Below are 24504 nucleotides of genomic sequence, written 5' to 3' on the forward strand. Positions count from 1 at the left end.
AGGCTATGGTTGTATTTACCTTACATTAACCAACCGGCGGGCATCGTTCTGATAAAGACGAGCGAACTGGATGCATTGATGAAAAGCCAAATAATCAACCAGCTCAGACGAGTCATTGCCGGTGACCAAAAGCGATATGGCAGGTTGGTCGGACACGACGGGCAGAACGGCTTCTCTGAGGATGCCCTGCAAGGCCTTGCGGACCTAGATGCACGAATTCCACCACCTGACGCAATTGTAGAACCTGCATCGCCACCGTCGTATGTCTATCGTGAAAGACTCTCGGCCAAGAGCGCAGCAGGGGGCGGCTTAGTCAAAGGAGATGACGGTGCAAAACGTCCACACTATTGGGGTCACCGAGAACGCCTAAGAATCCGTTTTCTCAAGGGTGGTCATGAACCCATGCCCGAGTACGAGTTACTTGAGCTATTGCTGTTCAACGCAATTCCCAGGATCGACGTCAAACCGCTGGCTAAACGCCTATTGGCGGAATTCGGTGACCTCAACAGTGTGATTGCAGCTTCGAAGCATCGCGTCCTACAGGTCGAAGGGGCTAACGATTGGGTCTATTATCATCTTCGTGTCGTTGAAGCCTTTGGGCACAGAATGGCGCAAGCGCAAGTGATGAAGCGGGACGTTATGTCATCATGGGAGGATCTGGTGACCTACTGTCGCACTGCAATGGCGCATCGTGAAATCGAGCAGTTCCGCGTTCTGTATCTCGACCGAAAGAATGTTCTGATTGCCGATGAAGAACAGGCGCGGGGCACAGTTGACCACGTGCCGGTCTATCCGCGCGAGGTAGTCAAGCGTGCTCTGGAATTGAATGCCAGTTCGATCATCCTCGTTCACAATCATCCGTCCGGCGATCCGACTCCGAGCAAATCAGACATCACTATGACTGAACGTATCCAAGACGCCTGTAGCACCTTGGGTATTCTCGTCCATGACCACGTTATTATTGGAAAAAAGGAAGAATTTTCGTTCGGTTCTAGTGGTTTGCTACTCAAGTATTAGTCTGTAAATAGAGTTTGCGAGACGCGATTGATACGGAATCAATATTAGAATGAAGACCTTTTTGCCCGCTCTAGCACTTTTCCTCGCAACTTCCGCAAGTGCCGCCAGTCTGCATGTGCGAGACGCTGATACAATCGTCGTTGATGGAACGCCTGTGCGATTGAACGGTGTAGACGCTCCAGAACTAGGCACACAGTCTGGTCGGAACGCAAAGCGCTGGATGGTGAACTATCTGCGCGGTAAGTCGATATCCTGCGATTTGAACGGTGAGCGCACTTATGACCGCTGGGTAGGTGTCTGCTACGCGGATGGGCAGGACATAGGTGCCGCTGTAATTGCCGCTGGGCATGCTTTGGACTGCCGTAGGTACTCAGGGGGCCGATACAGGCATTTGGAGACTCCAGCAGCCAAATCACGGCTCAGGCGTGCAAAGTATTGTGAGTGAGAACTTGGCTGTTTTGCTCAGCAGCACGTCAGGCAGTGAAAAATTGCTGCCTGCCCAAACATCGAAGCTGAATTTCATATTGCCGTTCAGATGATTGCGATAGCTCTTCATAGTATCCTGAAAACGCCAAACTGGTGACATAGTCTTCATCGAAATTGATCTTGAAATTGCCAGCTTGCTACCAGCCTTGATTTTTGGCTAAATTGACCGAAATCATATTTTTCAAGACTAGATTGAGGATTCATCTCGTGTGCACGTTCCTTTCGACGTCATTTAGAAGTGGAACGATTATCAATGCCAAGAAGCGCGGCGAGGATACATCTGGCGCGCAGATAGTGAACACCTTCCGAGATGCTAGAAAAATTGGCCTTCAAATAGCTCCGCGAAAAGATGCCTATCTAAGTGCGATAACCACAGCATTTGCAGCAAAATCTGATGCCCGTGTTTTCTGTGCTGAAGACGAAGATGTTACAGCTAGGTTTGACCCGGGATTGATCCTGGACTTTCCATTGACAACAATCGAGGTTGGCGGGTGGACGCTGTCAGCGCGGTCCTGCCTGACCGTCTGTTCTGGACAAGCTCAAAGCAAGGTTTGGACCCGCGTTGTCGGTAATTCTAATTTTTCCCACCGCTCGCTTTCGGAGAGTGATGTGCGCGAACTGCATAGAATCTCGAAGTCCTATGCTGAAACTGCAAACGATATGATTGTGCAACTCTACGAAAGCGACTTTTCGAGCGCGCAATCGTTGGACGTCTCACTGGAAAAATCAGGCTGGATCGATGTCTTTGCTGTGGATTGCGCAGGGTCAGAGATATCCTCCGCTATTAGGGATTCATATTCTGAACTCTCATGGTCGGTTGAGACAAAATCGATAGCTAACTCAGAACTGGCTAAGACTCTTAGGAGAATTACTGCAGTTTCTATGCCAGAGAATGGGCAGGATGCGACGTCCACTCCTGAGTTTACGTTGAAGGAAAGCTCTGAATTTGTTCCGTTCCACGCAAGAAATGGGTCCGAATCCGTGTTCGTGGCTACTGCCGATGACTGTCACGCGTACATTTCAGGCCTTGTCGATGCGGGAAGTGACTCGACAGCCGAAGAAAAGGAAAACGAGACTGACACGCCCAAAAGCGTTGGGGCTACCGCTGAGTTGGCAATGCAGATAGGCGCAGCATATTAGTTGTACTAGTAACAAGTTAGGTTCCAAGATTGAGTGATTTCAAAGACCGCTTCCTTGAAGCATTAAAACCGTACCATCGAGCCCACGTGGCACTTCAGCAGTTTAGTCGTGAAGGTAGCGCATTAGTTGACGGAGAGCAGCTAGTCGAAGCAGCTTCACTCGGCGTTATACTCAAAGCAGCGGAAGACATAAGTCGGCCCGATAGAAAGAGGCTCTCAGAAAGCAAGAAAAATGCAAAAGAGCTACTCTCACAAGATAGCATTACTCTATCAGCGGTTGGATTTTCGCGAGATGATATTGCAAGCTTGAGAGACGTCGATGCTGGCCACGGAAACAGCTTTCGATTTCGAGTGTCAAAAAAAAATGGTTTCCAATTTGTAAAAGTTAACCCGGACGCGGACGAAGAAGTCTTGTTTGATCGTGACAAGTGGGAAAAACAACGTCTGAGCGCGCTCGATACAGCGATTGCGCAAGGTGCAAACATTATTAGTTTTGGCGAAACAGACTACCAAGAACACTCTGACCGGGCGTGTGAAGAGAAATTTCAAGAAAAAATCAAAGCTAAAATCGATGCGGTTGAAAGGCCTATTTTTCTAATTGCAGGCACCGACTATGACCATGAAGAGAATGAGGCGGCTTCCACGTGCCTCAACAGGGCTCGAATTTTTCCCAACAAGACCCTATTAAGCCAAGAACGCGATGACATTCCGAGCAGACCGATACTGCATCCAAAACTACACGCCGCCGAGCGCACTGACGAGAGAATATCTTCTCCGGAACGCCCTAGAATAGTCTACTATGAAACTATTCTGGGCAATATAGCCGTACTTATTTGTGTGGATGCCTACAACCCAACAGTTGTTATGTCTCTTTTACGAAACCGGGGAAGCCTCGACAAAGATCAAATAGACTTCATATTGGTGCCCTCCTATAACAAGAGCGCTAAGCTCTTTTATGCGTGCCAAGTTCTGAGCCTCTTGTCCGGAAGCGTTGTAATGCTGATTGACACGTGCGGAAAAGAAGCGACTAAACCAGCGCAAACAGCTGTTTTCGTTCATGGGCGACTTTTTTCAGACCTGCTTGAAGACCCTGATGTGGGTTTAGATACATGTGGTGAGTACCTTTCTGAGGATCCGCACTCTCCGGTAAGGACCTGTCGCCTGTCATTGGACTTTCTACGAGAACTGCGTTCCAAGGAGACTTCTCTGACACCGACATTCAACCAGGTAGTGCATCATTTTTTGCGCGCTCCATAGCCTTCAATCGAGAATTCCCATGTCTCAACCCAGGCGGATCTACTCTGAACGAAATTGAGCTTTTCGTCGCTCAGCCTGCAGGTGCTCGCCTTCTCCAAAGCAAATCCCTGACCCTACGACCGTCAGCGGCGATTTCGTTGGGCAACTCACTCAAGTCTCTAGAGTAACTAAGTCTCGGTCTTACATTGTATCGCTCGTTGATAACGCATTCTTCGAATGGACCTCTAATGTGGGAACGCGCTATGATTAGATAGCCAAAAGTTTCATCGGCTTGATGGATATCACTTCGATCCGCCTTTGAATCCGCCATTTGTCAAAATGACCTAGGCTTTGCCGTCTGACCTTTCCCCTTCGCCGGACCTCACAACGTACATGTCGTCTGAATCGTATGGCCTGAGCAGGCCAAACGCCTCATCTGCACTACCAACCATCCATTGTTCGTAGTCGTCAGGCTTCAGGATCACTGGCATTCTGTCCGGATGGATTGGTTTAACAATCTCGTTGGCAGTTGTCGTAATGACAGTAAATGTCTCGATTTCTTCAGGGCCTTCCTTGCCCTGGTAGCGAGATGTCTGCCACATTCCGGCAAACGCGAAAGGCGGGCGGCCTTCGTCGCCTTTGAGAGCAAACCAGTAGTAGGTCGCAGGATTGCGACCCTTGGCCTCGCAGAACGAACTGGCAGGCACGAGGCAACGCCGACGCTCGAAGCTTTCTTTCCACAGTCCGTTTGAGCGTACCTTGTCATCTCGCGCGTTGTTCCATGCTGCAGGCTGGATGATCGACCCTGTCTTTTTTGACTTCTTGGTTGTGCGAAACCCCCAACTAAGTGGTAAGAGTTCCCGTCTTCCATCCTCTGCCATCCTGACGACCGGCCCCATGTGTTTCGGAAAAATTGCAGGTAGGGGTTCAGCATTCCCGAGATAGTTCCGTTCAACGGAAACATCAAACAGTCGGCGCATCGCTTCGGCGGGGATCGTGTTGGAGTACAGATTGCACATGAGACGACGGTAAGCTTCTAAATCCGATTGGACAAGCTCCTGAAGTTCGCTATCTGTTCTTCATGTCAGATTGGCCTTATAGAATCCCCTTTGACCTCCACAAAGAGCTTGAATCCCGGCGAGTTGATGACTGGCAAGCTGCAATACGCACTTGGGCCAAATCCCATAGCCTAAGGTTCAAGTTACACTGGTGGCCTTCCCTTGAACGGCAGATAGCCGACTTGCATTCACGGCGGTACACAGCCGGACCACAGGACCACTGGGCAGCAATTCGTGATTGGCTAGTTCAGAATGACGTCCCAGCTCCAAGAAACCTGCCGGGATGGCCGGAACATTTATAGAGGCTGGCTGAGGGGGTCGAGGCCAGCCTCTATCTTCGTCACGAGGGGGTAAGTGGTTATTCTGATCCCACATTACTCAATTTGAGCGAAGCCCGAAATTGGGGGATTCCCGTAACGGCGCTGTTTCGGTCAAAATGGTTCGTTTCCGTGGGGTAAACAGTCAGTTGCCGAACGAGCTATGGACACAACTTTGCCACAATGCGATCCTCTTGACGTGGGTGGCATGCTTTTATTTTAGCACTTTCTGGTTTTTCCGACTGGATTTGAGGGGGTTACCTAGTACGGTGTGCCACCCCACGAGCTTTCCGTAAAACAGACCGAAGCACGAACCGTGTCTTTCAAATGTCGTGGCGCTTTCGTAATCTTCATTGAACGGTCGCATTCAGAACACTTCGCTCCCATATCACTGTTATGCGGCGCGCCATGATGGGGTTTAGCGATTTCAATGAGGGGGTACGAGTTTGGCGCGTCGTACCCCGACATGTTTTTCTGGCAAAAAACACCGGCTGTCTTGATATCAGAGTGACTGAATAAGAACGCGGGTACAGAGCACCAACGAATATCGATGAACCTAAATTAGTAATGTCAGACAAGTGCAAGTTCGAGCTTGTTGATGGGTATCGGTTCGAAATCGAAATGTATCGTCTGGACAACCAAAACCGGTGGACGTTGGAAGCGGTGGACTGCGAAGATGCCAGCTATGTCTGGGATGACAAGTTTGTTTCGGATCAGGAAGCCTTGGATACTGCGATTGAGATTCTGAACAATGAAGGCGCTTTGGGCTTCATGGGTAAGGACACGAAGCCTTAGGGAAAAGGTCACAGACGAATTTGCGCTATGAGATTACGTTCTTCAGATATTGATTTGAAAGGACGGTTTCATGGCAGTTTACAAAATCCCAAAGCAAGAACTCGGCGTCGCTCCAGGATTTAAAGTCACGTTTCATGGCAAAGTTAATGTAGAATTTCCCAAGGCTAGCATTGAAATACCCACGAAAGTGACGGGCTGTAACCCGTACACGTATCGCGTTAGTCTTGATCCCGCCAAGGGACGTTGGACAAGTGAAGACAGTCACAAATGGACGTTTCTTAATCACGAAGTTGTGGTTCGGATAAGTATCGATCCGGCAAGGCCAAGATACGTCGCCGCAGAAGTGTATCACCCGGTAAAAAACAAACGCCAGAGGCTGTGGCATGATGAGTTCGATATTTTTGGACCCTACAAAAAACGCAAGGTCGAAATGTTTGCGCAAGGCGCGTTCATTGATCCCATAAAATCAAATGCCGACCATACTTATGCTGTGGGATACAATGACGCCGGAAAGCGAAACTACCTTTGGCCATGTGGGGGCGACCACGATGAAAACCAGCGCTCTATTGGTCATGGGATGGCTTTTCAACCCGAATGCGACTGTCTTTCGCAAATGCGAACTGATCCAGTGACAAAGGGCCTAGCGGGAATTCGATACGGCCTTGACGGCGTCTGTCATCAAGCGACCAACAGAATTATGTGTACTGCTGGGCTCGAAGTAAACGACGCAAAGGGCTACAAATCTAAAGGCTGGGCCTACTTGACTCACACCCTCTATGGCAGGTTGGGATTACTGGCTATTGATGGGAAAGGGGCTGAGAAATGGCGCAGCATATGCAATGGATGCCTCACGAAAAAATATCCTAGATGCTCTGAAGAAACTGAATTTTTGGTATCGGAGAACGAGCATCCAGACCTCATGCAGATGCATATCGACTCCAATCAAGAGCTTGTTTTGCAAGTGCGCCGTGACCTTTTGGATGCATACAATGAGCTTGAGGCCGGCAATCTCGCCCCCAAAGAATACGCCGATGTTTTGAATGCCGTCATCAACGGTTACAAGGCAAAGATGCAGAATGTTTTGGGTTCAACCCTACACACAGAGATGTTTGACGAGGTCGCCAATGTCGACGTTGTGGTTGTCGACCCCAATATAGCTGAAGCTGTTTTTTCGCAGCCTGCTCTGTGACCCATCTCTGCTGTTACCGTTGGCCGCTGCTATCTAACAGTTGTTCCAGTTCGCGAGCCAGACGCACAAGGTCGTTGATGTCTTTCCTCATCTCCTGAGCCTCTCTGGTGCGCATACCGTGTTTGTAGGCGGGGTTGGCCTTGCCAGGACCGTGACCACCGCCAGCGCCATGCATCCGGCAAACTGTCCAGCCTTTTACCGCCGGGTTTTTACAAGGCAGGCCCGTGCGTTTGGACTTCGCCGTGCATCGGGGGGCCTCATGTGCCTTTTGCATGGGGTTGGAGGCATGTTTCATTTTTTGCCTCCCCCCGTCTCGACGTTACCGACAATAGCCTGTCCGCCGTCTTCAACGTTCACGTGCTGAACGGTGACCGTCTGTTTGCCGCCGTTTCGGTGCTTCCGAAGCGTCTCAACCTGGGCGGCGAATGTACGCGATAGTTTGTTGAATCCCGTGTAGTGGAGTTGGGCTTGAGGGATTGTCTCCGTGGCACCAAGCCACCGGGCCGACCGAATTGTTGCAACATGCGTGGCTGCCATCTGGATAGCCAGCATTCTCTCAACGGCATCTCGTGGCGCAATGTCGTGGATGATGGAAATCATGAATGCCCGCTCATCGTTTACTTCACCCGCGCTACCAGATTCCGCGTTGTTCAGTGCTTTTAGGCAGTGAGCCATCAAGGCACTGGCCAGTTCATCGCAGTCTGTTCCGAACACTTCCCTTAACCCGTCGTGCTTGGTTAGCTCGACAATGTTACCTTCTTTGTTGCTACCTTCGAATTTGACCCCCGTTTTGCTTGGCTCACTTTTCTTTGGGACGATGTCACCTTTGGTTTCGTCAGTCATTGCTCATGTCTCGCTTGTTGGATTGTTAGTGTTGAAGGTGTCTGTTTCCCCCAGACCCCCTGGTAGACTAAGGATGTCTTAAATATTGCGACGGGGACTTGCCGAAATCGGGTGTTTTCGTCGCAATTATTGATACGGCCCGTCGCATTTATTGCGTCGCCTCCGTCATTCTCGTCGCAAAATCTACGACGGTCTCGTCGCAGTTTTTAAGACAGGGTTTTGTTTTTCCGCCCTTGCCAGTCGGGTTGTGAACCGGGGCTTTCACAACTGGGAAATCTGCCCCTTCAGACCACTGCTTGTACAATCTACGGCCAGCCTCACCGTGAGCGGTCGGCAGCGAGATTTCGGTTAGTTCGAACAGCGGAGACGATGCGACGCCACTGGTGCCAAGTTTGGGCGGGCGTGTCACAGCAATGAAGCCCTTTGCCTGTAACTCGCGAAACCCTTTGGCGGCTGTGTTGTACGACACGCCTAACCGGTCAGCGGCTTGTCTGACGCTCAAGCTAATCTTGCCGTTGTTGTTGTTGCCCGCCCCGCGCCATTCTAGCCTTAGCCATGGATACAGTGCCTGCGCGGTTGATGAGAGGGCCCGCCAAGCGGGCTCCTCCATCATGTTGCGAACAAGCTTGGTCCAATGCTCAACGCGCTTCTCGTTTTTCTTGTCGCGCCCCATCTACGCAGCCTCCGCTTTGTTGAGCGCGTCTATGAACTCAGGCAGCAATTCAGCCTTGAAGGCGACACCTTGCTTTCCTGGCAGCATCTCTCCGTCTTTTGAGATGAAGAACACGCGGATGTTGTTGAGGTCATGCCCCTGGGAGTCATCCCGGCTGACGCGGAACTCCTCACGGCTGTTCTTTGGAATCTGGGTGATGAGGGCCATTAGCGACCCTCCCCGTAATACAGCGTTGCGACAATGCGGGCAGCGGCCTCTGTAAGACCATGCTTGCGACGAAGGGCATGGATTTGGAGGTCGCGGGTTCTCATGCCGCCACCTCCTGACCGCCAATGCGGGTCACACTGTCCAGAAGGTTGTACACGCCAAAACGGCTGCGTCCGGCCTTTGGGTCGTTGTCGAACCATACCGTCTCAATGTTCAGGCCCTGCTCATCTCGTAGACCCATAACGAGGTGACTCAAACGGCAGGGCGATGCGCAGTGAACCGGGCTGTCAATTAACGAATCTAGCATGCGGCGCTTATTCTTACTTACCCAGATGTTGCGAGTTTCACCGGACTCATCGGTTACCCGGTATTCAGCCGGTTCGGTGTCTGGCGACAGGTCACGCCATGCGGTAACCCACAATGCGTTTCTAACGAGTATTTCGGGTGTTTCGGTATTCATGCTCAATTCCTCAAGCTTGTGCTTTAGGTCAGAACACGTTACATTTCGCATAGTCCCGCTAAAGACTGTAAAACGAATGTCCCGTGTCCATGTTTGACCCATGGCGCGGGTTTTCGTTAAACGACCTCGGGGCGGCTCTCTAACCAACCACGGATCAAACTTTCTGGCCAGCCGACAGCTTTAGCGGTCAACCTGACCGGACGCGGGAACTCTCCCCGGTTCATCATGTCGTAGATAGTGCTGCGGCTCAGGCCGGTGATTTCTTCAACTTCGGTGCGCCGGTAATGCTTTTCCAACATCTCGGTTGCCTCCTGCATGAAATGGAACATGCTAGAAGGATGGGCAAAGCAAGAGTATTAAAAAAGACTGCATGAAATCAATAATTTGTTCGTAAATCCCGCAGGGGATATGGAGGTTATGGAATTTTCAGGCGTCGATTTGAGCGACGGCCATCAATCTCCCGTAGGGGATATGGTAGACTTCATGTCACGAATGCTCCGAGCCCGCTTTTCTACCTGGCGCTGAAAGATTGGGATTTACTTGACTTGCGGCCCACCAGTGCTTGTCAAACTCTCGTCCGCTCATTTCGGGAAATAGACGCTTCTTAATTTCGCTCTTGTTCGCTGGGTTATCCTCGAACTCCATTAGGATTAGTTCGCTGGGTTGTAGTTCATCAATTTGCAGAGAATTGTCGTTTTCTATTTCTAAACCCAACCAACTGAGCACTCTATCGTGCGCTGCATTGCTCAGCAAAACGGGTTGGCCATTGTGTGGAGAAAGCATCTTGAGGACGCTGGGCATTCTTTGGTCAGATCCGTAATGAGAGCGTGCGTATCTTTCTTCTCTATCTAATGTGACACCTGAAAGCCCAGATGTACGGTTGTAGTATTGCGTGCGGATATCTTCCAGTTCGTCGAATAAGGCGCTCATCTTGCAAGCAGATTCGAGCGCAGCTAAGTCAATGCAACCCGTCGTGTAGTTAACGACTACCCACCTAGCGGACCAAGGCCGTTGAATTGAAAGCTTGTAGAATCCGTCTGTGCATAGCGTTTCAATAAGCTCGCCGCACCGGAACATTTTTACTAAATCCAGTCTTGGCGATGCACCTTCGGGTGCCCCACTCTCCACAAGGCGCACAGATGGCCGGAGAAACGCTGAAGGTAAGCTAACTAGTGAAGAACCACTGCTGATAAAAAGATCTAGATTAAGCATTGGCTCCGCTATTGCACCTGCCACAATTTCATTAACAACAACCGAGAGCACTGAGTAACTTGGTGGGGTTAGGCGGTCGTTCAATAGGGTATCAATTCCCTCATGAATTTTCCAAGGTTCACCTCCAAGTGCGTCGCGAACTTGCTTTCTAATTTCAGGGTTTATTGCGTCCCTTAGGTCAGCGAGTGATTTGAAGCCTTCTGGCGCAATCATCATCCAATCCTCACTATATCTGCTTGCTTAGATGTCACGTAATCTGTCCACCGCTGCATGAGTATTCGGCGCTGGTCTAAATGATCCGTGCGTCGATAAGCGCGTTCAACAGCGCCGCCCACGACATGGCTCAAACATGTTTCCGCAACCTCGTGTGGGGTGTCTGTAGTTTCTGCCACCCAATCCCGGAAACTGGATCTGAACCCGTGAGGTCTCGCCTCCATTCCCCTGCGCTCCATCAAACGGGACATTGTTGCGTCCGAAATAACGCCCTTGCGGACGCTGGGGAATAGAAAGCCATCACGCGATTGCTTCTTGGCTGCCTCAATCACTTCCAAGGCAGCATCTGATAACGGCACACGGAAATCCTCTGTCGCATCCCTGCGACCCTTTATGATTCCGGCAGGTATCGTCCATACGTCATCCACAAATTGATACTCATGAGCTTTGCGCACCGGGCCCGAACGAACCGCAGTCAGGATCAACAGCCGTAACGCGAGGTGCGTTGTCGTACCTTCATCCAGACTGGCATAGAAACTTGGCACTTCCGCCCAAGGCAGCGCAGGGATGTTCTTGGGTTTGTGGCGTTGTTTACCTAGGAGCGCCCGCGCCTTCATGGTGGCTTGCAGGTCCACATCCAACCCAAGGGCTGCCGCGTGTTTCAGACAGATGCCCAGTCGGTCCATCGCCTTGCTGGCAGTTTCGGCCTTGTCATGCCAAATCGGGGCCAGGGTGTCCCGTATGTCAACCTGGTCGATATCGGCAACAGGCACTTTCCCCAGTTTCGGCAGTACATGTAGCTCCAGCGGGGAAAACCAGCGCCCAGCTTTGCCATCACCTTTAAGCTCAGCCTTGCGGGACTCGAAGGCATCAAGGGCAATGTCCCTTAGTAGATGCATGTTCCGCTCGGCCTGCCGGCGCTCCCGCTCCCGCTCTTTGATGGGGTCCAGGTTCTTTCGAACAACTGCCCGCCATTTCTCTGCTTCTTCACGAGCTTCTTTCAGCGATACGCCCGGATAGGCACCAAGACCCATCTCCCTGCGGCGACCGTGCACGGTGACGAGCAGCACCCACTTGCCCTGTTTTGGATCACGCTTGTGCAACCACAGCCCGCCACCATCGCCGTATTTACCGGCTTCGGCAGTTCTGACCTTGGCTCCACTGAGCTTGTTGTTCTGGCGCATAATAGATTGGGGCTTTCGAATAGTCCAACTTTCAGTCCCACTTCTATATCTTGTATATCATGGAGCACCTCGGAACAACCCGGAACGGCAATTATCAATGTTTTTAGATAATTGGGGTTTTTTACCGGATATCTCGGAATGTATCGCAGCGCGATAGAACGCTAGTTCAATGCCCACCGCCCGCACCACAAAAATTTTCAAAAGATGCCGTGACTTATGCGTGCGTGGCAGGACGCGCCGTGGGGGTGCACGGGTGCTGCGAAGGCCCCGCTCAACTCTGCTGTGCAACCGGCCCTAAACCGGAAACCCCAATTGTCGGATCAGTTTCCAAATGTCCCTGTTTGCGGCTGACAGCTGATCAACGACTGCTTCGATCTGGAGCAGAGCATCGTCGTCGACGGTATCCTCGCGGCCGAGTTTTATGTCGGTTTTGCGGTCAGCGATCCGCATGAGGATCGTTTTCGGGTTTCCGCTTTCAGGGTCGAAGGAATAGATGCAATGGTTGTACTTGTTGCGGATGCCGGAAAGCTTGGCCAGCCTTTGCGTGTGTTCAAGGATCGGATCGCGAACCGGGGCAGGGCGCCCTTCCATTTTTGCAAGTCTTTCAACCAGATCTATTCGCGCGCGGGTGGTGTTCAAAGTCAAAAAGATGATTACGGCCACGTCCTTGGACGTTCCGGTCAGGCCGGCGATCAGGTGAATCAGCAGGCTTTCGGTGTTTGTCCACATATAGTTCAGCCTGCCGACCAGAAGGATCAGGCGGTCGAACCGGGCTTCAAACGGATCAGTCAAGGGCGGTCTGCTGCGCCTCGTGAGGCGCTACCTCGAAATAGAAATGAGCAGCCGCAGTCCTGTTGCTGACGCCGATCTTTCCGACAACGTTATGCATGTGCAGCTTGACCGTGTGTTCCGTGATGCCCAGCTTGGCCGCAATCAATTTGTTGCTTTTGCCTTCTGAGACCAGTTGCAGAACCTGTTTTTCGCGGCGTGTCAGCTTGGAGTATTGTGCATGCCGATCCGCGCCGTTGGATGTAATGGCTTCCCGTTGCCGTGGTCTTTCAGGCGCGCGCTGACAGGGGGATGAGACACAGTCAGCCAGGAAGCTGGGAAGATACAGTTCCTCGTGCATCAGCAATCTGAGGATGGCCCGCCACGCGTCCGGCGCGACATTCATCGGCAGAAAGCCTACATCTCCAAACTGCGCGCGGTGCCAGTCTTCGAACAGGTGTCGGGCCGAATCCTCTTTGCGATAGGCGAAGGCAAGACAGCCGGAACCTGCACTTTTGGAGTATGCATTGGGGCGCGCCAAAAGGTCCTCGATCAACATCTGATCCACGACGACGATCTTGCCGCTGTCCGGAACAACTGAGCGCATGGCCTCGAGTGTTTCGAAGCGAAAAGCGCGGACGCCAAATTCAGTTTGAACGCTTCTTAGGGTTTGATTTGAATAGAATAGTTCTTTCCCGAGGAAGACAATCGAAAAATCTTCTGAATAAAGACTCTGATTGCCAGATTCATTGTTCAAAGACTCACTCATTATATTCCCTCACAAAACGGGGTTAACCGGAAATGGCTTTATCGAAATGGAATTGCCGGTGCAAAAGTAGTTAACTAATCAAAGAATTACGTAAGATTTATTGTAGCTGAAAACGTGATTTTCTACAACCAGACGGTATAGTTCAAGTGCCCGAGATATAGAACTATTGTTTAGGTTTTTCGGCTTGTCATTGTGTAACTGGCGGAAACAATTGCATTATTTTTTGTTGTTTTTCTTGTTTAGAACTTTTTGATCCAGGTCGGGAATAGTTTCGCGGTTTTTTAAAATAAACATAAAATACAACATGTTATCCATATCAGAACTTTCAGTTAGCTAGTCGCAAGCGTGCGTCGCTGCAAACATGGTCAGGCTTTAATTGTGAAAGCGTCTGTCCCTGCCGCGCCCGTTCCTTGCGTATTTCAGCATCGATTGTGAACGGCCGCGAATTCGGCTTAGCCGGGAAAGGAGGTGGCCTCAGGAAAACAATCGTGGACCGCATTCAGCGTGCTTGAACGCTGTGCGGGTATTTAAGTTTCAATCACGCCCGTTGCCGCTTTGTAGATGAATGGCGGTCAGGCGTTCCAGTAATGGGAATTTGTTATGAGACGTAATGTAAACAATACAAACGTAACGACCGTTGACGAAATTGTAGTCGAAAACCTCGAAGCTCCGGTGGATGTCGAAATTCAGGTTGATGAGGCCCTTGTCGAAGCCGACGTGACTGCGCAGCAACAGCAGCAGGACCAAAATGTAGAAAACGCCAACGAGCAAGGCCAGGATCAGGGTCAGGACCAGGGTCAGGATCAAGACCAGGGTCAGGATCAGGACCAGGGTCAGGATCAGGACCAGGGTCAGGATCAGGACCAGACGCTTAATGCCGGCGACAACACCAACGACAACTCCAACAGCAACTCAATCAACATCGATTTCGGCGGCGGTGAGTGGATTCCGCGCGACGATGATCAGGTTGATCTGGACCTCGGCGACTCGGCGACAGTGGGTGACGTGATCACTGCTGGTCGCGATCTGACCTATGATCCAGGCGATGACATGAATCTGGATGTCTCGATGGACGGCGCCGGAACAGCGATGTCATCCGTGAACAGCCAGGTCGCCAGTCTGAGTGATGATGACACGTTGGACTCACCAAGCGTATCCAACAATGCCGATTTCTACCAGAACGGCGATGCCAATGGTGGTACTGCTACTGCGGCTGAAGGTATCAGCTCGGATGCCGGCGGTGGAAAATCGGGCGACGGCGGAACCAGTTACGGCGGCGCGGCCGATTCATCGACGCTGGGCAGCCACGCGTGGGCTGACGGTGGCGATACCGGCAGTGCCGATGCCGATTCCAGCGGCGGCCGGGGCGGATCGACCGGTGACGCAAGCAATGCCAGCAACGGTGTTGGTATGGCGGGCGCAGGATCCGACGGTGACAGTGCCGGAGGAGATGGCGGTGCCGCGGATGGTTCCGCGTCATCTGACAACGATGGCAGCACAAGTGCCGATGGCAGCGGAACCGGCGGAGCCGGCGGCAGCGCGGATTCGTTTGGTCTGGGCCTGGGCCTGGGTCTGTCCGGTTCGAATGCATCCGGTAACGCAAACGGCGGCGACAGCGACTCCGACTCGACCGGAACGGGTACCGGAACGGCAGATAACGCCGCGGACGCGTCCGGCGCGGACGGTGGCGACGGTAATGCTGCGGCAGATGGTTCGGCTTCGAACACCAGCGACAGCAACACCGATGCAAATGATGCCACTGCGGGTGACAACACTGCGGATGGCTCTGCTGACAGCGGCGCGGACAGTTCGGCTGACGGCTCTGGCGGAACCGGAACCGGTGGTGACGGATCCGGCGGTGACGGCTCTGGCGGTGACGGCACCGGTGGCGACGGCACCGGCGGCGACGGCGAAGGTGGATTCGGCGCGATGGTCGAAGCTGCAATCATGGCTCTTCAGGAAGAGTTGGGCATGATTGACGCCGAAGCAGGCGAAGGCGGCGACGGAACCGGCGGTGACGGCACCGGTGGCGACGGCACGGCCGGCGACGGTTCGGGTGGCGACGGCTCGGGCGGCGACGGTTCGGGTGGGACCGCTGACGCGGATTCCGATGCTCAGGGTGTTGGCGATCAGTCGGCAAGCGGGCCGGACATCGACCAGAGCCCAGGCGACGTGAACGGTGCGGCCAGCAACTCGCAGGACACCGACGGCAGCGGCGGTGACGGCGGGTCGAACGCAGCAGATGGCGCAGCGGATGCGGCCGGTACCGGAACATCGGCTGCCGACGGCGACGGCGGCGCGGGCGGCAGCACGACGCCGACATCATCGTCTACCGGCAACGGAGCCGGGTCTGCCGACGCGGCCAATACCGCGGGTGGCGGCGGAGCTGCCGACATCTTCGGAGATGCCGACACAAACGGTGCGGCTGACAGCCTGGCCGAAGCAATTGCCGGATACGGTGGCGAAGGCAGTTCCGACAATGATGCCACATCGACTGGCTCTGGCGATGCAGCTGGTGCGGCCGACTCGGGTAACGGTGGTGCTGGTGGCGCATCCGCCGCGGACGGCGGAACCAGCGGGGCTTCGATGGGCACTGCAACGTCAGGCGATACCATGGGTGGCATGATCACCGGTGGTAACGGTGGCGGCGCCTATTCAGGTGACGGTGGTGCCGGCGGCAATGGTGGTGCCTGGGGCGCGAACAATGGTGGCGATGGTATCGTAACCGGCGAGTCCTATGCATCGGCTGCGGCTGTCGTTGATACGTCTGCGTTCAACCAGTCGATCATCATGGGCGCCAACGTTCTGGGCAACACGGTCGATACGACCATGGTGGGTGGTTCGATGACCATGTCCCACGCCAGCGACGACACTGACGTTTAAGTCAAAAGGCGGGGCTCGCATTTTCGGGCCTTGCTACCTTTCAAAAATGCCGGGGCCGCAAAACGCGGCCCCGGCCCAACTGAACCCAAAGCGGTAATTACGAGCCGCCGCGGGCAAAAAGGATAACCGACATGGCACTTGACGGTATTACGGAAACGATAGCGCATTTTGTTGGAACTTTTGAGCTTACGATAGAACAAGCCCGCCTGCGGGATCAGTACGAGGAGTTCAGCGCCCTGAGGCGGAAAGCTGAAATAGACGGGCTTGACGAGCCAACCTCGATTCACATCAAAGCTGATCTGGATATCCCGGCGGGCGAATACAAAGCCCTGCCGTTCAACTTTCTTCCCTCTCAGCCGGAGCTGCCGTTGCCAAAAGCTCCTGTCGGGCCGGTGCACGAGGCGGTCATCATCCTCAACGGTGACAGCGCGGAGTCCGCGCGATTTGTTCCAGACAGCATATCCGGCCCGTCTTCCGCACCTGAACTGATCATTCTTCGACCGGATACGGTGCCATTGGGGTCGGCAATGACGTTCACCGTGCAAAAGGTGGTCATGCGCGACAACGACACGGTGGGGGAAGGGGACTTTCGTGATACCGAGGCGCTGATCGCCCAAGGCGAAGAGATGCTGGACATGGCGCTGTCGCTTCATGCCGTGGCAGCCCCTTCGCTTTCGCTCGCGGATTACAAGTCGACCGAAATGCTCGAGGCGCTGGCCCAACAGATGACGGCCCCGGCAAACGCGAATATCGACGGGGTCACGGTACATCAGTTTCATGGCGATGATGCGTTGGGGGTGATCGTGAACGGCAAGTACGTTGACGACGCTCCGGTATGGACAGACATCCTGCCTGCGTTCCATCAACCGGAGGAAGCCGGAGAGGATGAGGCCGAGTCCATGCTTCCGGCCGAGTGGGATCAGTCGAAAGATCCTGACTTTGATGACGGACACCTGGTCGTGACCGGAGGAAACCTTGCGATCAATGCCGTTTCGGCATCTGTGGGTTGGGTTGATGCCCCCTATATCGCCGTCGGAGGGCAGGCGATCAGCCTGACCGCCATCAGCCAGGTTGCGCTTGTATCAGATTGGGATGTGGGGGCGCCGGGAACGGGCAGCGGCACCAACGTGATTCAGTCCTCGAAGATTGAAGTCGAAGGCCGAGATGCCCCCTGGCTGGACAATGGCGCCGGAACAACCGGACAACCTGAGTTCATCGTTGTGGATTGGGTCCACGGTGATCTGGTTGTGGCAAACTTCGTCAAACAAGTTATCGACGGCACGGATATCGACAACATACAGACCGAGATTTCGGCCGCATCGACATTGTACGCGTTGGGCGACAACGAAATGTTCAATGTCACCGACATCGTGCAGCTGGGCAGTTTTTACGACCTGATCATGATCGACGGGAATATGATTTCCGTGGACATGTTGTACCAGACCAACGTCCTGATGGATGACGATATCATCAGCGGCGGTATGCCCGGCGCAATGGCCGGAGATGATGACAATGTGATCATGAATGACGCGTCGGTCAAAACGATAGGCGAAGATACACATCAGGGTCTGCAACAGAACCTGTCCGATGCCATGGCGCTTGATCAAACGGACATGGATGCGTTGGAGAATGCGCTGCTCAACGATCCCCTGTTCGCAGGGATGGAACAGATGCGCGTGCTCAAGATCGACGGAGACTTGTTGCAGGTGAACATCGTTGAACAGGTCACCATGATGCTGGATCAGGATCAAATTGACCTGTCCGGTCCCAGTGCCGCCGATACCGAGGTCGTCGCAGGCAGCAACGCCCTGTTGAACTCGGTCAATCTGACCAAAATGGGCGTGGATTCGACGGTAATGGCCGCTGACGGATCTTACTCCGACCTGCTGCTTCATCAGGCCAGCCTGATCGACGTGCCAGACAACCAGGAAATCACAGATATGACCAACGAGGCGATCGCCGCAATCATGGCGGACATGTCTGTGCCGCAACCCGATGCGGCCCTGGCACTGCACGCACAATCCACTGACACAACGACACCAGATGACGGCCTGCAATCCATGCTGGCCTGACCCCCCCCCCCCCCAAGTTTTTATCGAGTGACCAGAAGGTTTGTATATGTCGATTGTTTTTTCGTCGCGCCGCCCACTCTTATCCAGTCCCCTGGACAGGCAGGGCGGTTTGGGCCCGAAGCGCCAGCGCGCAGGCGGTGGGGCAGATCCCGCAGCACGACGGGCCAAAGCCCGGTTGCACCTGACGCAGGAGATGCGCGTGTCTGTGTCAGATCCAGATTCGCCGGTTGAAACCGAACTACCACAGCAATCCGAAGACCGAAAACGCTCACGCGAACAACGGCGCGCTGATCCTCCCCGTCAGCGTGCGCAACCGCAACCCGCGCAAAATGAAGACCCGGCGGGTGGCGGCAATGGGGTGGCCGACGCCGACGGCCCGGATCCGGCATCTGCCGGGGACTCGACAGCGCGCAAGACCCCCTCTGCGCGCGCTTCCGGTGGGAACGGCATAGGCACCACGATCGAGGCCAAGGCAAACCAGCCACTGTTGCAAACGAATTCCGGCGGCGGTGATGGGAACGGGCCACCCCAAACCTTCCACAAACGCACCCCGCCCGAAGACTTCCAGCGCACGTTGCGCGTTTCGATGCGGGCGATCCGGCGCAATCTTGCGTTTGTTCTGGTCCTGACCTGCGCTACGAACATCCTGATCCTGGCGATCCCGATCTATCTGTTCCAGATCAGTGACCGGGTTCTGACCAGCCGGTCGCTGGATACGCTGATCATGTTGACGGCCATCGTTGCAGGGGCAGTGGTCTTCCAGTCAGCTTTTGATGCGGTGCGGCGGTTCATGCTCATGCGGACGGGGGTTGAAGTGGCGGCCCGGCTGGGCGCACCGGTTCTGAGCGCGGCGGCCCATGCGTCGCTGCATGGAAACGGGCGCGAGTATCAGACATTGGGCGATCTGCAACAGCTTCGTGGTTTTCTGGTCTCGGGCACGCTGCTTTCATTTCTGGACGTGCCGTTTGCGCCGCTGTTCATTCTGATGATTTTCCTGGTGCATCCGGAACTGGGCATGATCGTGGTGGTTACTGCGCTGATCCTGATGACGATTGCGCTGATCAACCAGAAAATGACTGCCAAGCCGTTTGCCGAGGCCAACAAGGCACAGTCCATGGCAAACCTGCATCTGGATTCGATGTCTCGCAACAGCCAGATCATCAACGCCCTGGCAATGATCCCCGAGGCCGTGCGGATCTGGGGGCGGGACACTGCCCAATCCCTGACCTGGCAGGTGCGGGCACAGGACCGCAACGTGATCTTCGCTTCGATCTCGCGCGCCGTTCGCCTTTTGACGCAGATCGGAATTCTGGGTTGGGGCGCGTTTCTGGCGCTGCAAGGAGAGATCACGGGCGGTATGGTGATTGCGGCCTCGATCATTGCCGGGCGTGCCTTTGCGCCAATCGAAGGTTCGATTGAAGGATGGAACAGCTACCTGCTGACGCGCGGAGCTTATGGCCGGATCAAGGCGCTGCTGTCGACTTCGGCCCTGCAATACGAAAAACTGCGCTTGCCACGCCCCGAAGGTCGTCTGGATGTCGAACGCCTGCTCTATGTACCGGGCGGAACCAAGCGTGTGGTTCTGAACGGCATCACGTTCTCGCTGGTTCCCGGCGAAACATTGGCCATCATTGGCAATTCCGGTGCGGGGAAAACCACGCTTGGAAAAACTCTGGTGGGATCCATCCTGCCCACATCGGGCAGCGTTAGGCTTGACCTGATGGACATCCGAAACTGGGACCCGCGCCAGTTTGGCGAAAGCATCGGCTACCTGCCGCAGGATGTTCAGCTGTTCCCGGGCACGATCAAGGACAATATCGGCCGGATGCGGGCGGATGCCACTGACGAACAGATCCATGATGCCGCCGTTCTGGCCGATGTTCATAACATGATTGCAACGCTGCCGCAGGGATATGAGACCGTGGTGGCGGCTGATGGCTCGCCTTTGTCCGGTGGTCAGAAGCAGCGTATCGCACTGGCACGGGCGTTCTTCGGCAACCCCAGAATGGTTGTGCTGGATGAACCGAATTCAAATCTCGACGTCGCGGGGGACAAGGCGCTGGCATGTGCGATCGAACAGGCGCGTCAAAGCAAGATCACCGTGGTCGTCATTACGCAAAAGCCAACGTTGTTGAGTGTTGTCGACAAGATCATGCTTTTGACCGACGGGCGCGTGGCCCTGTTCGGTCAGCGTGATCAGGTTCTTCAGCAGCTCAACGGGCCGCGCAAGCAGACTGGAATTGAAGGCCAGCAGGGGGGCTGACCATGAATAACCTCGTACCTGTGAACAACTCAGCCAATGATCCAGAAGTCTGGTATGCCGAGGTTCCACGCTCGATCAACAGGTTGATGGTGATCGGGCTGGTCATGCTTGTCGTGTGTTTCGGCGGTTTCGGGGTCTGGTCTTTCAGTGCCCCGCTGGCCGCAGCGGTCATCGCGCAAGGCAGCTTTGTTGCCACGGGCCGAAACAAGATTGTCCAACATCTTGAAGGCGGCATCATCGAAGACATCAAGGTTGTGGAAGGTCAGGCGGTTCAGGCTGGTCAGGTTCTGATGACCCTGGACCAGACCTCGGCCCAGGCCAATGAGCGTGAGCTGTTTATTCGCAAGCTGCGCCTTCAGGCCATGACCGAGCGGTTGCTGGCCGAGTACGGGGAACGCGACCGCCTCGTGTTTTCGCAAGAGCTTGTCGAAGCATCCGAAGATCCCGAAGTATTGGCCATTCTGGATGGGCAAAAGCTCAGCTTCGATGTGTCGCGCAAGACGCTGCTGAATGACTTGGCGCTGCTGGAACGCAACATGGAAGCGCTGAAAATCCGGTCCAGTGGATTTGAGGCGCAATTGGACAGCATGACCCGGCGTGCCGAGATTTTGCAGGAGGAGTTCGAGGCCAAAAACCAACTGTTCGAAAAGGGCCTTGTCCGCAAAGGAGAGCTGAACACCATCCGTCGTGTCCAGGCCGAAGCCGAAGGGCAGCAGGCCCGGTTGCAGGCGGAAGCCGCTGAAATCAACCAGATGCTGCTGAAATATGACGAACAGATTGCGCGTACGCGGTCCGCCTATCGTGAGGCCGCACTGGACGAACTGGGCGTGATCGAAGCCGATCTGGAAAGCGTCCGTGAAAAATCCCGTCAGGCCCGCAGCGTTCTTGATCGGGCCGTGGTGCGCGCACCGGTGACAGGAACGGTGGTGCGGTTGCATTATCATACGCCGGGCGGTGTGATTGAAACCGGGGAACCGATAGCCGAGATCCTGCCCGCGGATGCGCCCCTGATCATCGAGGCACAGATTCCGCGTACCGAGATTGACAGTGTTGTCACGGGGCAGACCGCCACAGTCCGCCTGATCGCATTGAACCAACGCACGACGCCTGTTTTGTATGGCGAGGTCTTCTATATCTCGGCCGATTCACTGCTTGAGGATTCGACCGGCGTTCCGCAGGAGGTCTATCTGGCACGTGTCTCACTGACCCCGGATGAGTTGCAGCGCGTGCGCGGCTTTGTTCCGACACCGGGGATGCCCGCTGAAATCATGATCCAAACCGAAGAACGCACCTTTGCGGCCTATATCGCCAAACCGGTATCAGACAGTATGTCGCGCGCGTTTCGCGAGCAGTAACACCTGCGTTCCCCTCCATGTCGGGACCTTCCGGAATTCGCATGTTAACCTCTGCGCGGTGACGTAAAGGAGAACTCGTATGACGGTGACGGTCAAAGAGATGATGGAGGCGGCCAACGCTGTGGTCGAACGTGTCGATGCAGCCCAGGCAAAGACGATGACCGAACAGGGGGGGCTGCTGTTGGACATACGCGATGCGAATGAGCTGGAACAGACGGGCCGCGCCGCCGGGGCGCATCACATACCTCGTGGCATGCTGGAGTTTCGGGCAGATGATACATTGCAATCACATGACCCTGAACTGCGCAAGGATCGCCCCATAGTGTTGTACTGCGCATCGGGTGGGCGCGCGGCCTTGGCCGGAAAACTTCTGAAGGATATGGGATACCAGAGGGTGTACAATCTTGGGGGATTGACGGACTGGGTGAATGGGGGCGGTGAAATCGCCAAATCCTAGCTTCGGAACCGTCTGCATCTGACACAAATCAAAGCGCAACATATTCGAATCGTGAAATATTTGGCCGGAAGCCATCAAAAGGAAAGCCCGGCCATGTTTCGCCTTGCTGCTATGCTGTATTCACTGATTGCAACTGCTCTGTCCGGTTCGGCCGTAATCGCCGTGCTTTCGGCTGGAATGGTGTCCGTCAGCGCAATTGTGGGCGCTGCGGCCGCGGGGGCCGTAATCGCCGCCCCGGCATCTTGGATGGTGGCCAAGCGGCTGTATCAAGGCGCTTGATCAGGCGTTCAGGAAGGTCCTGACGGCAGCTTCGAACTCGCGCGGTTTTTCGGCGTGCAGCCAGTGACCGGCACCGGGGATCTTGGCAAATCGCGCGCCGGGGAACAGTGCGCGGATTTTGGCTCGATGTTCCGGCAAGACATAATCTGACTCGCCCCCTGACAGGAACAGCGCGGGGCCTTGCCACTGGGCGTCCAACTCGGGAAAGCCCATGATATTTGGCATCTGGTCCGCCAACACGTCCAGGTTCAGCAACCAACGCTTTCCCTTGATGTCCAGCGATTGGGTGAAGAAGCTTTGCAATGCTTTTTCAACGCCTTGCTCGGCCAATTGCTGCTCGGCATCCGTGCGGCGCGCTATGCGCGAGAAATCCACGGCACGCATGGCCTCGATGAACTGAATTTGGCTGTGCTTGTATTTCACCGGCGCAATATCTGCGACCACCAGTTTGTTCACCAGCGCGCCGTGTTGCAGCGCAAGTGTCATCGCGGCCTTGCCGCCCATTGAATGCCCAAGTACGTCCGCCGTCCCGCCAATCCGCTCGATGACCTCGGCGATATCCTGCGCCAGGTGAGGATAATCATGGCAAGAATCCCACGCACTGTAGGCGTGGTTACGCATGTCGACGGCCACAACTTGCCGCTCGTCCGACAACCGTCTGGCAATCACGCCCCAATTTCGGGCCGATCCATACAGGCCGTGGGCAATGACAAGGGGCGGTCGGGCGGTTGGTTCGCCATGTATGATGGTGTTCAGCATGTACCGCGTGATACAAGTCAATGCCGGAAACGGCCAGCCCCATTGTAGGTCATTGACGCTGCCGTTAGATTGCCACGGCAGGAGGCCACCAATGTCGCAGGACCCAGACATTCAGACCCGGATCGCCGAAACGGTTGTGTTGCTGCGCGCAAAGCTCGGGGTGCGCGACAAGACGCTCGAGGCATCGATCCGCAAGGCCAAGCGCCGACTGCCGCGGCGCGTCTACAACCAAGCTTTGATTCTGGCCCGGGCCGAGGCGATGGCGTCTCATCCCAAACTGAGGCTGGTTCTGGATAACCCCAGGCTGATCAAGGCGTCTGACGTGGTGCAGGAACATCTGGGGTCCATCAATCTTGCGGATCGCAGATGGGGGTGGTTCCTTGGCCTGTTGGGGGGGCTGGCCTTCAACATGCTGGCACTGACGACGATTTTGCTGGTTTTTCTGTGGTGGCGCGGCTTGATCTGACCTTGGATTCTGGACTGCGCACCAAGTTCTGAACATGGTGCAAATCCCTGGGTGCGGTGACATCGAATGCACGGATTCGGTGTGAATAGCTGCGCGAAAGGCTGGTCGAGGCGAAAAAAGCGCGTATTGACCAGAATGGCCCGGGCGGCTTTGGGGGCCGGGACCTTGCCCAAAACACCGGATTTGCGCTGGGCGAGATCCAGAACGTTTTCAGAGATCTTACGCAATAAAACGGCGCCTCATGGCGCCGTTCTGTGTTGGAGGGTGGACCAGTTACAGGTTCGGATAGATCGGGAAACGTGCGCAGAGGTCTGCGACTTCGGCCTTGACCTTGGCTTCGACGGCGCCGTTGCCGTCTTCGCCATTGGCAGCCAGGCCGTCGACCACTTCGATGATCCAGTCGG

26 protein-coding genes are annotated in these 24504 nt (G+C 54.7%); 13 read left to right on the plus strand and 13 right to left on the minus strand.

The window, feature by feature from the left end:
- Positions 1-78 precede the first annotated feature (78 nt).
- Positions 79-1017, plus strand: coding sequence for a RadC family protein (radC, locus tag ACR0DJ_RS14955; RefSeq protein WP_171330284.1), 939 nt, complete (start codon positions 79-81; stop codon positions 1015-1017).
- A gap of 49 nt (positions 1018-1066) precedes the next feature.
- Positions 1067-1462, plus strand: coding sequence for a thermonuclease family protein (locus ACR0DJ_RS14960; protein WP_480685458.1), 396 nt, complete (start codon positions 1067-1069; stop codon positions 1460-1462).
- On the opposite strand, the gene ACR0DJ_RS14965 is transcribed toward ACR0DJ_RS14960, so the two are convergent.
- A complete protein-coding gene (locus ACR0DJ_RS14965; RefSeq protein ID WP_480686284.1) occupies positions 1430-1612 on the minus strand; it encodes a hypothetical protein in 183 nt (60 codons plus the stop codon). The two genes, ACR0DJ_RS14960 and ACR0DJ_RS14965, sit on opposite strands and share 33 nt — an antisense overlap.
- Before the next feature lie 53 nt (positions 1613-1665).
- On the opposite strand from ACR0DJ_RS14965, the gene ACR0DJ_RS14970 reads away from it, so the two are divergent.
- The gene (locus ACR0DJ_RS14970) at positions 1666-2643 is read left to right on the plus strand and encodes a hypothetical protein (protein ID WP_480686280.1); all 978 of its coding nucleotides are present in this window, start codon (positions 1666-1668) and stop codon (positions 2641-2643) included.
- 29 nt (positions 2644-2672) lie between these two features.
- The gene (locus tag ACR0DJ_RS14975) at positions 2673-3899 is read left to right on the plus strand and encodes a carbon-nitrogen hydrolase family protein (RefSeq protein ID WP_171330291.1); all 1227 of its coding nucleotides are present in this window, start codon (positions 2673-2675) and stop codon (positions 3897-3899) included.
- Between the two features lie 323 nt (positions 3900-4222).
- Here the strand turns inward: ACR0DJ_RS14975 and ACR0DJ_RS14980 are convergent, their stop codons facing one another.
- Positions 4223-4897, minus strand: coding sequence for an SOS response-associated peptidase (locus tag ACR0DJ_RS14980; protein ID WP_171330293.1), 675 nt, complete (start codon positions 4895-4897; stop codon positions 4223-4225).
- Positions 4898-5820: 923 nt separating this feature from the next.
- Between ACR0DJ_RS14980 and ACR0DJ_RS14985 the strand changes: the two genes are divergently transcribed.
- Positions 5821-6048, plus strand: coding sequence for a hypothetical protein (locus ACR0DJ_RS14985; RefSeq protein WP_480685460.1), 228 nt, complete (start codon positions 5821-5823; stop codon positions 6046-6048).
- Between the two features lie 70 nt (positions 6049-6118).
- Complete coding sequence (locus tag ACR0DJ_RS14990) at positions 6119-7237, plus strand: hypothetical protein (RefSeq protein ID WP_171330295.1); 1119 nt, start codon at positions 6119-6121, stop codon at positions 7235-7237.
- Positions 7238-7250: 13 nt separating this feature from the next.
- On the opposite strand, the gene ACR0DJ_RS14995 is transcribed toward ACR0DJ_RS14990, so the two are convergent.
- The 10 genes from ACR0DJ_RS14995 to ACR0DJ_RS15040 all read right to left on the minus strand — a co-directional run bounded on the left by ACR0DJ_RS14995 (position 7251) and on the right by ACR0DJ_RS15040 (position 13404).
- Entirely contained in the window at positions 7251-7532 is a 282-nt protein-coding gene (locus tag ACR0DJ_RS14995; protein WP_171330297.1) for a hypothetical protein, read from the minus strand.
- Positions 7529-8080 (minus strand): hypothetical protein, encoded by a 552-nt coding sequence (locus ACR0DJ_RS15000; RefSeq protein ID WP_171330299.1) that lies wholly within the window; start codon positions 8078-8080, stop codon positions 7529-7531. Before ACR0DJ_RS15000 ends, ACR0DJ_RS14995 begins: the two co-directional genes overlap by 4 nt.
- Positions 8081-8228: 148 nt before the next feature.
- Positions 8229-8753, minus strand: coding sequence for a hypothetical protein (locus tag ACR0DJ_RS15005; protein WP_480685462.1), 525 nt, complete (start codon positions 8751-8753; stop codon positions 8229-8231).
- A complete protein-coding gene (locus ACR0DJ_RS15010) occupies positions 8754-8960 on the minus strand; it encodes a transcriptional coactivator p15/PC4 family protein (protein ID WP_480685463.1) in 207 nt (68 codons plus the stop codon).
- A 100-nt stretch (positions 8961-9060) separates the two neighbouring features.
- The gene (locus tag ACR0DJ_RS15015) at positions 9061-9420 is read right to left on the minus strand and encodes a hypothetical protein (protein ID WP_171330305.1); all 360 of its coding nucleotides are present in this window, start codon (positions 9418-9420) and stop codon (positions 9061-9063) included.
- Between the two features lie 116 nt (positions 9421-9536).
- Positions 9537-9749 (minus strand): helix-turn-helix transcriptional regulator, encoded by a 213-nt coding sequence (locus ACR0DJ_RS15020; RefSeq protein WP_480686281.1) that lies wholly within the window; start codon positions 9747-9749, stop codon positions 9537-9539.
- Between the two features lie 157 nt (positions 9750-9906).
- Entirely contained in the window at positions 9907-10848 is a 942-nt protein-coding gene (locus tag ACR0DJ_RS15025) for a hypothetical protein (protein WP_171330309.1), read from the minus strand.
- Positions 10845-12029 (minus strand): tyrosine-type recombinase/integrase, encoded by a 1185-nt coding sequence (locus ACR0DJ_RS15030; RefSeq protein WP_480685466.1) that lies wholly within the window; start codon positions 12027-12029, stop codon positions 10845-10847. The genes ACR0DJ_RS15025 and ACR0DJ_RS15030 overlap by 4 nt, the downstream gene beginning before the upstream one ends.
- Before the next feature lie 294 nt (positions 12030-12323).
- The gene (locus ACR0DJ_RS15035; RefSeq protein ID WP_170345102.1) at positions 12324-12821 is read right to left on the minus strand and encodes a hypothetical protein; all 498 of its coding nucleotides are present in this window, start codon (positions 12819-12821) and stop codon (positions 12324-12326) included.
- The gene (locus ACR0DJ_RS15040; protein ID WP_170345103.1) at positions 12814-13404 is read right to left on the minus strand and encodes a helix-turn-helix transcriptional regulator; all 591 of its coding nucleotides are present in this window, start codon (positions 13402-13404) and stop codon (positions 12814-12816) included. Before ACR0DJ_RS15040 ends, ACR0DJ_RS15035 begins: the two co-directional genes overlap by 8 nt.
- Before the next feature lie 762 nt (positions 13405-14166).
- Between ACR0DJ_RS15040 and ACR0DJ_RS15045 the strand changes: the two genes are divergently transcribed.
- The 6 genes from ACR0DJ_RS15045 to ACR0DJ_RS15070 all read left to right on the plus strand — a co-directional run bounded on the left by ACR0DJ_RS15045 (position 14167) and on the right by ACR0DJ_RS15070 (position 22875).
- Positions 14167-16449, plus strand: coding sequence for a hypothetical protein (locus ACR0DJ_RS15045; protein ID WP_172978466.1), 2283 nt, complete (start codon positions 14167-14169; stop codon positions 16447-16449).
- A 131-nt stretch (positions 16450-16580) separates the two neighbouring features.
- A complete protein-coding gene (locus ACR0DJ_RS15050; protein WP_480685467.1) occupies positions 16581-18521 on the plus strand; it encodes a type I secretion protein in 1941 nt (646 codons plus the stop codon).
- 199 nt (positions 18522-18720) lie between these two features.
- On the plus strand, positions 18721-20784 hold the full coding sequence (locus ACR0DJ_RS15055; protein ID WP_374041599.1) for a type I secretion system permease/ATPase: 2064 nt from the start codon (positions 18721-18723) through the stop codon (positions 20782-20784).
- Positions 20785-20786: 2 nt separating this feature from the next.
- On the plus strand, positions 20787-22139 hold the full coding sequence (locus tag ACR0DJ_RS15060) for an HlyD family type I secretion periplasmic adaptor subunit (RefSeq protein ID WP_170345107.1): 1353 nt from the start codon (positions 20787-20789) through the stop codon (positions 22137-22139).
- 79 nt (positions 22140-22218) lie between these two features.
- Positions 22219-22596, plus strand: a complete 378-nt coding sequence (locus ACR0DJ_RS15065; RefSeq protein WP_257600286.1) for a rhodanese-like domain-containing protein — start codon at positions 22219-22221, stop codon at positions 22594-22596.
- Positions 22597-22689: 93 nt separating this feature from the next.
- Complete coding sequence (locus ACR0DJ_RS15070) at positions 22690-22875, plus strand: hypothetical protein (RefSeq protein WP_170345109.1); 186 nt, start codon at positions 22690-22692, stop codon at positions 22873-22875.
- On the opposite strand, the gene ACR0DJ_RS15075 is transcribed toward ACR0DJ_RS15070, so the two are convergent.
- Complete coding sequence (locus ACR0DJ_RS15075; protein WP_480685469.1) at positions 22876-23634, minus strand: alpha/beta fold hydrolase; 759 nt, start codon at positions 23632-23634, stop codon at positions 22876-22878.
- A gap of 91 nt (positions 23635-23725) precedes the next feature.
- Here ACR0DJ_RS15075 and ACR0DJ_RS15080 point away from each other — a divergent pair, with 91 nt between their 5' ends.
- Positions 23726-24100, plus strand: coding sequence for a hypothetical protein (locus ACR0DJ_RS15080; protein WP_425079705.1), 375 nt, complete (start codon positions 23726-23728; stop codon positions 24098-24100).
- Positions 24101-24504 lie beyond the last annotated feature (404 nt).

Source organism: Ruegeria sp. BF10 (genome assembly GCF_056538725.1).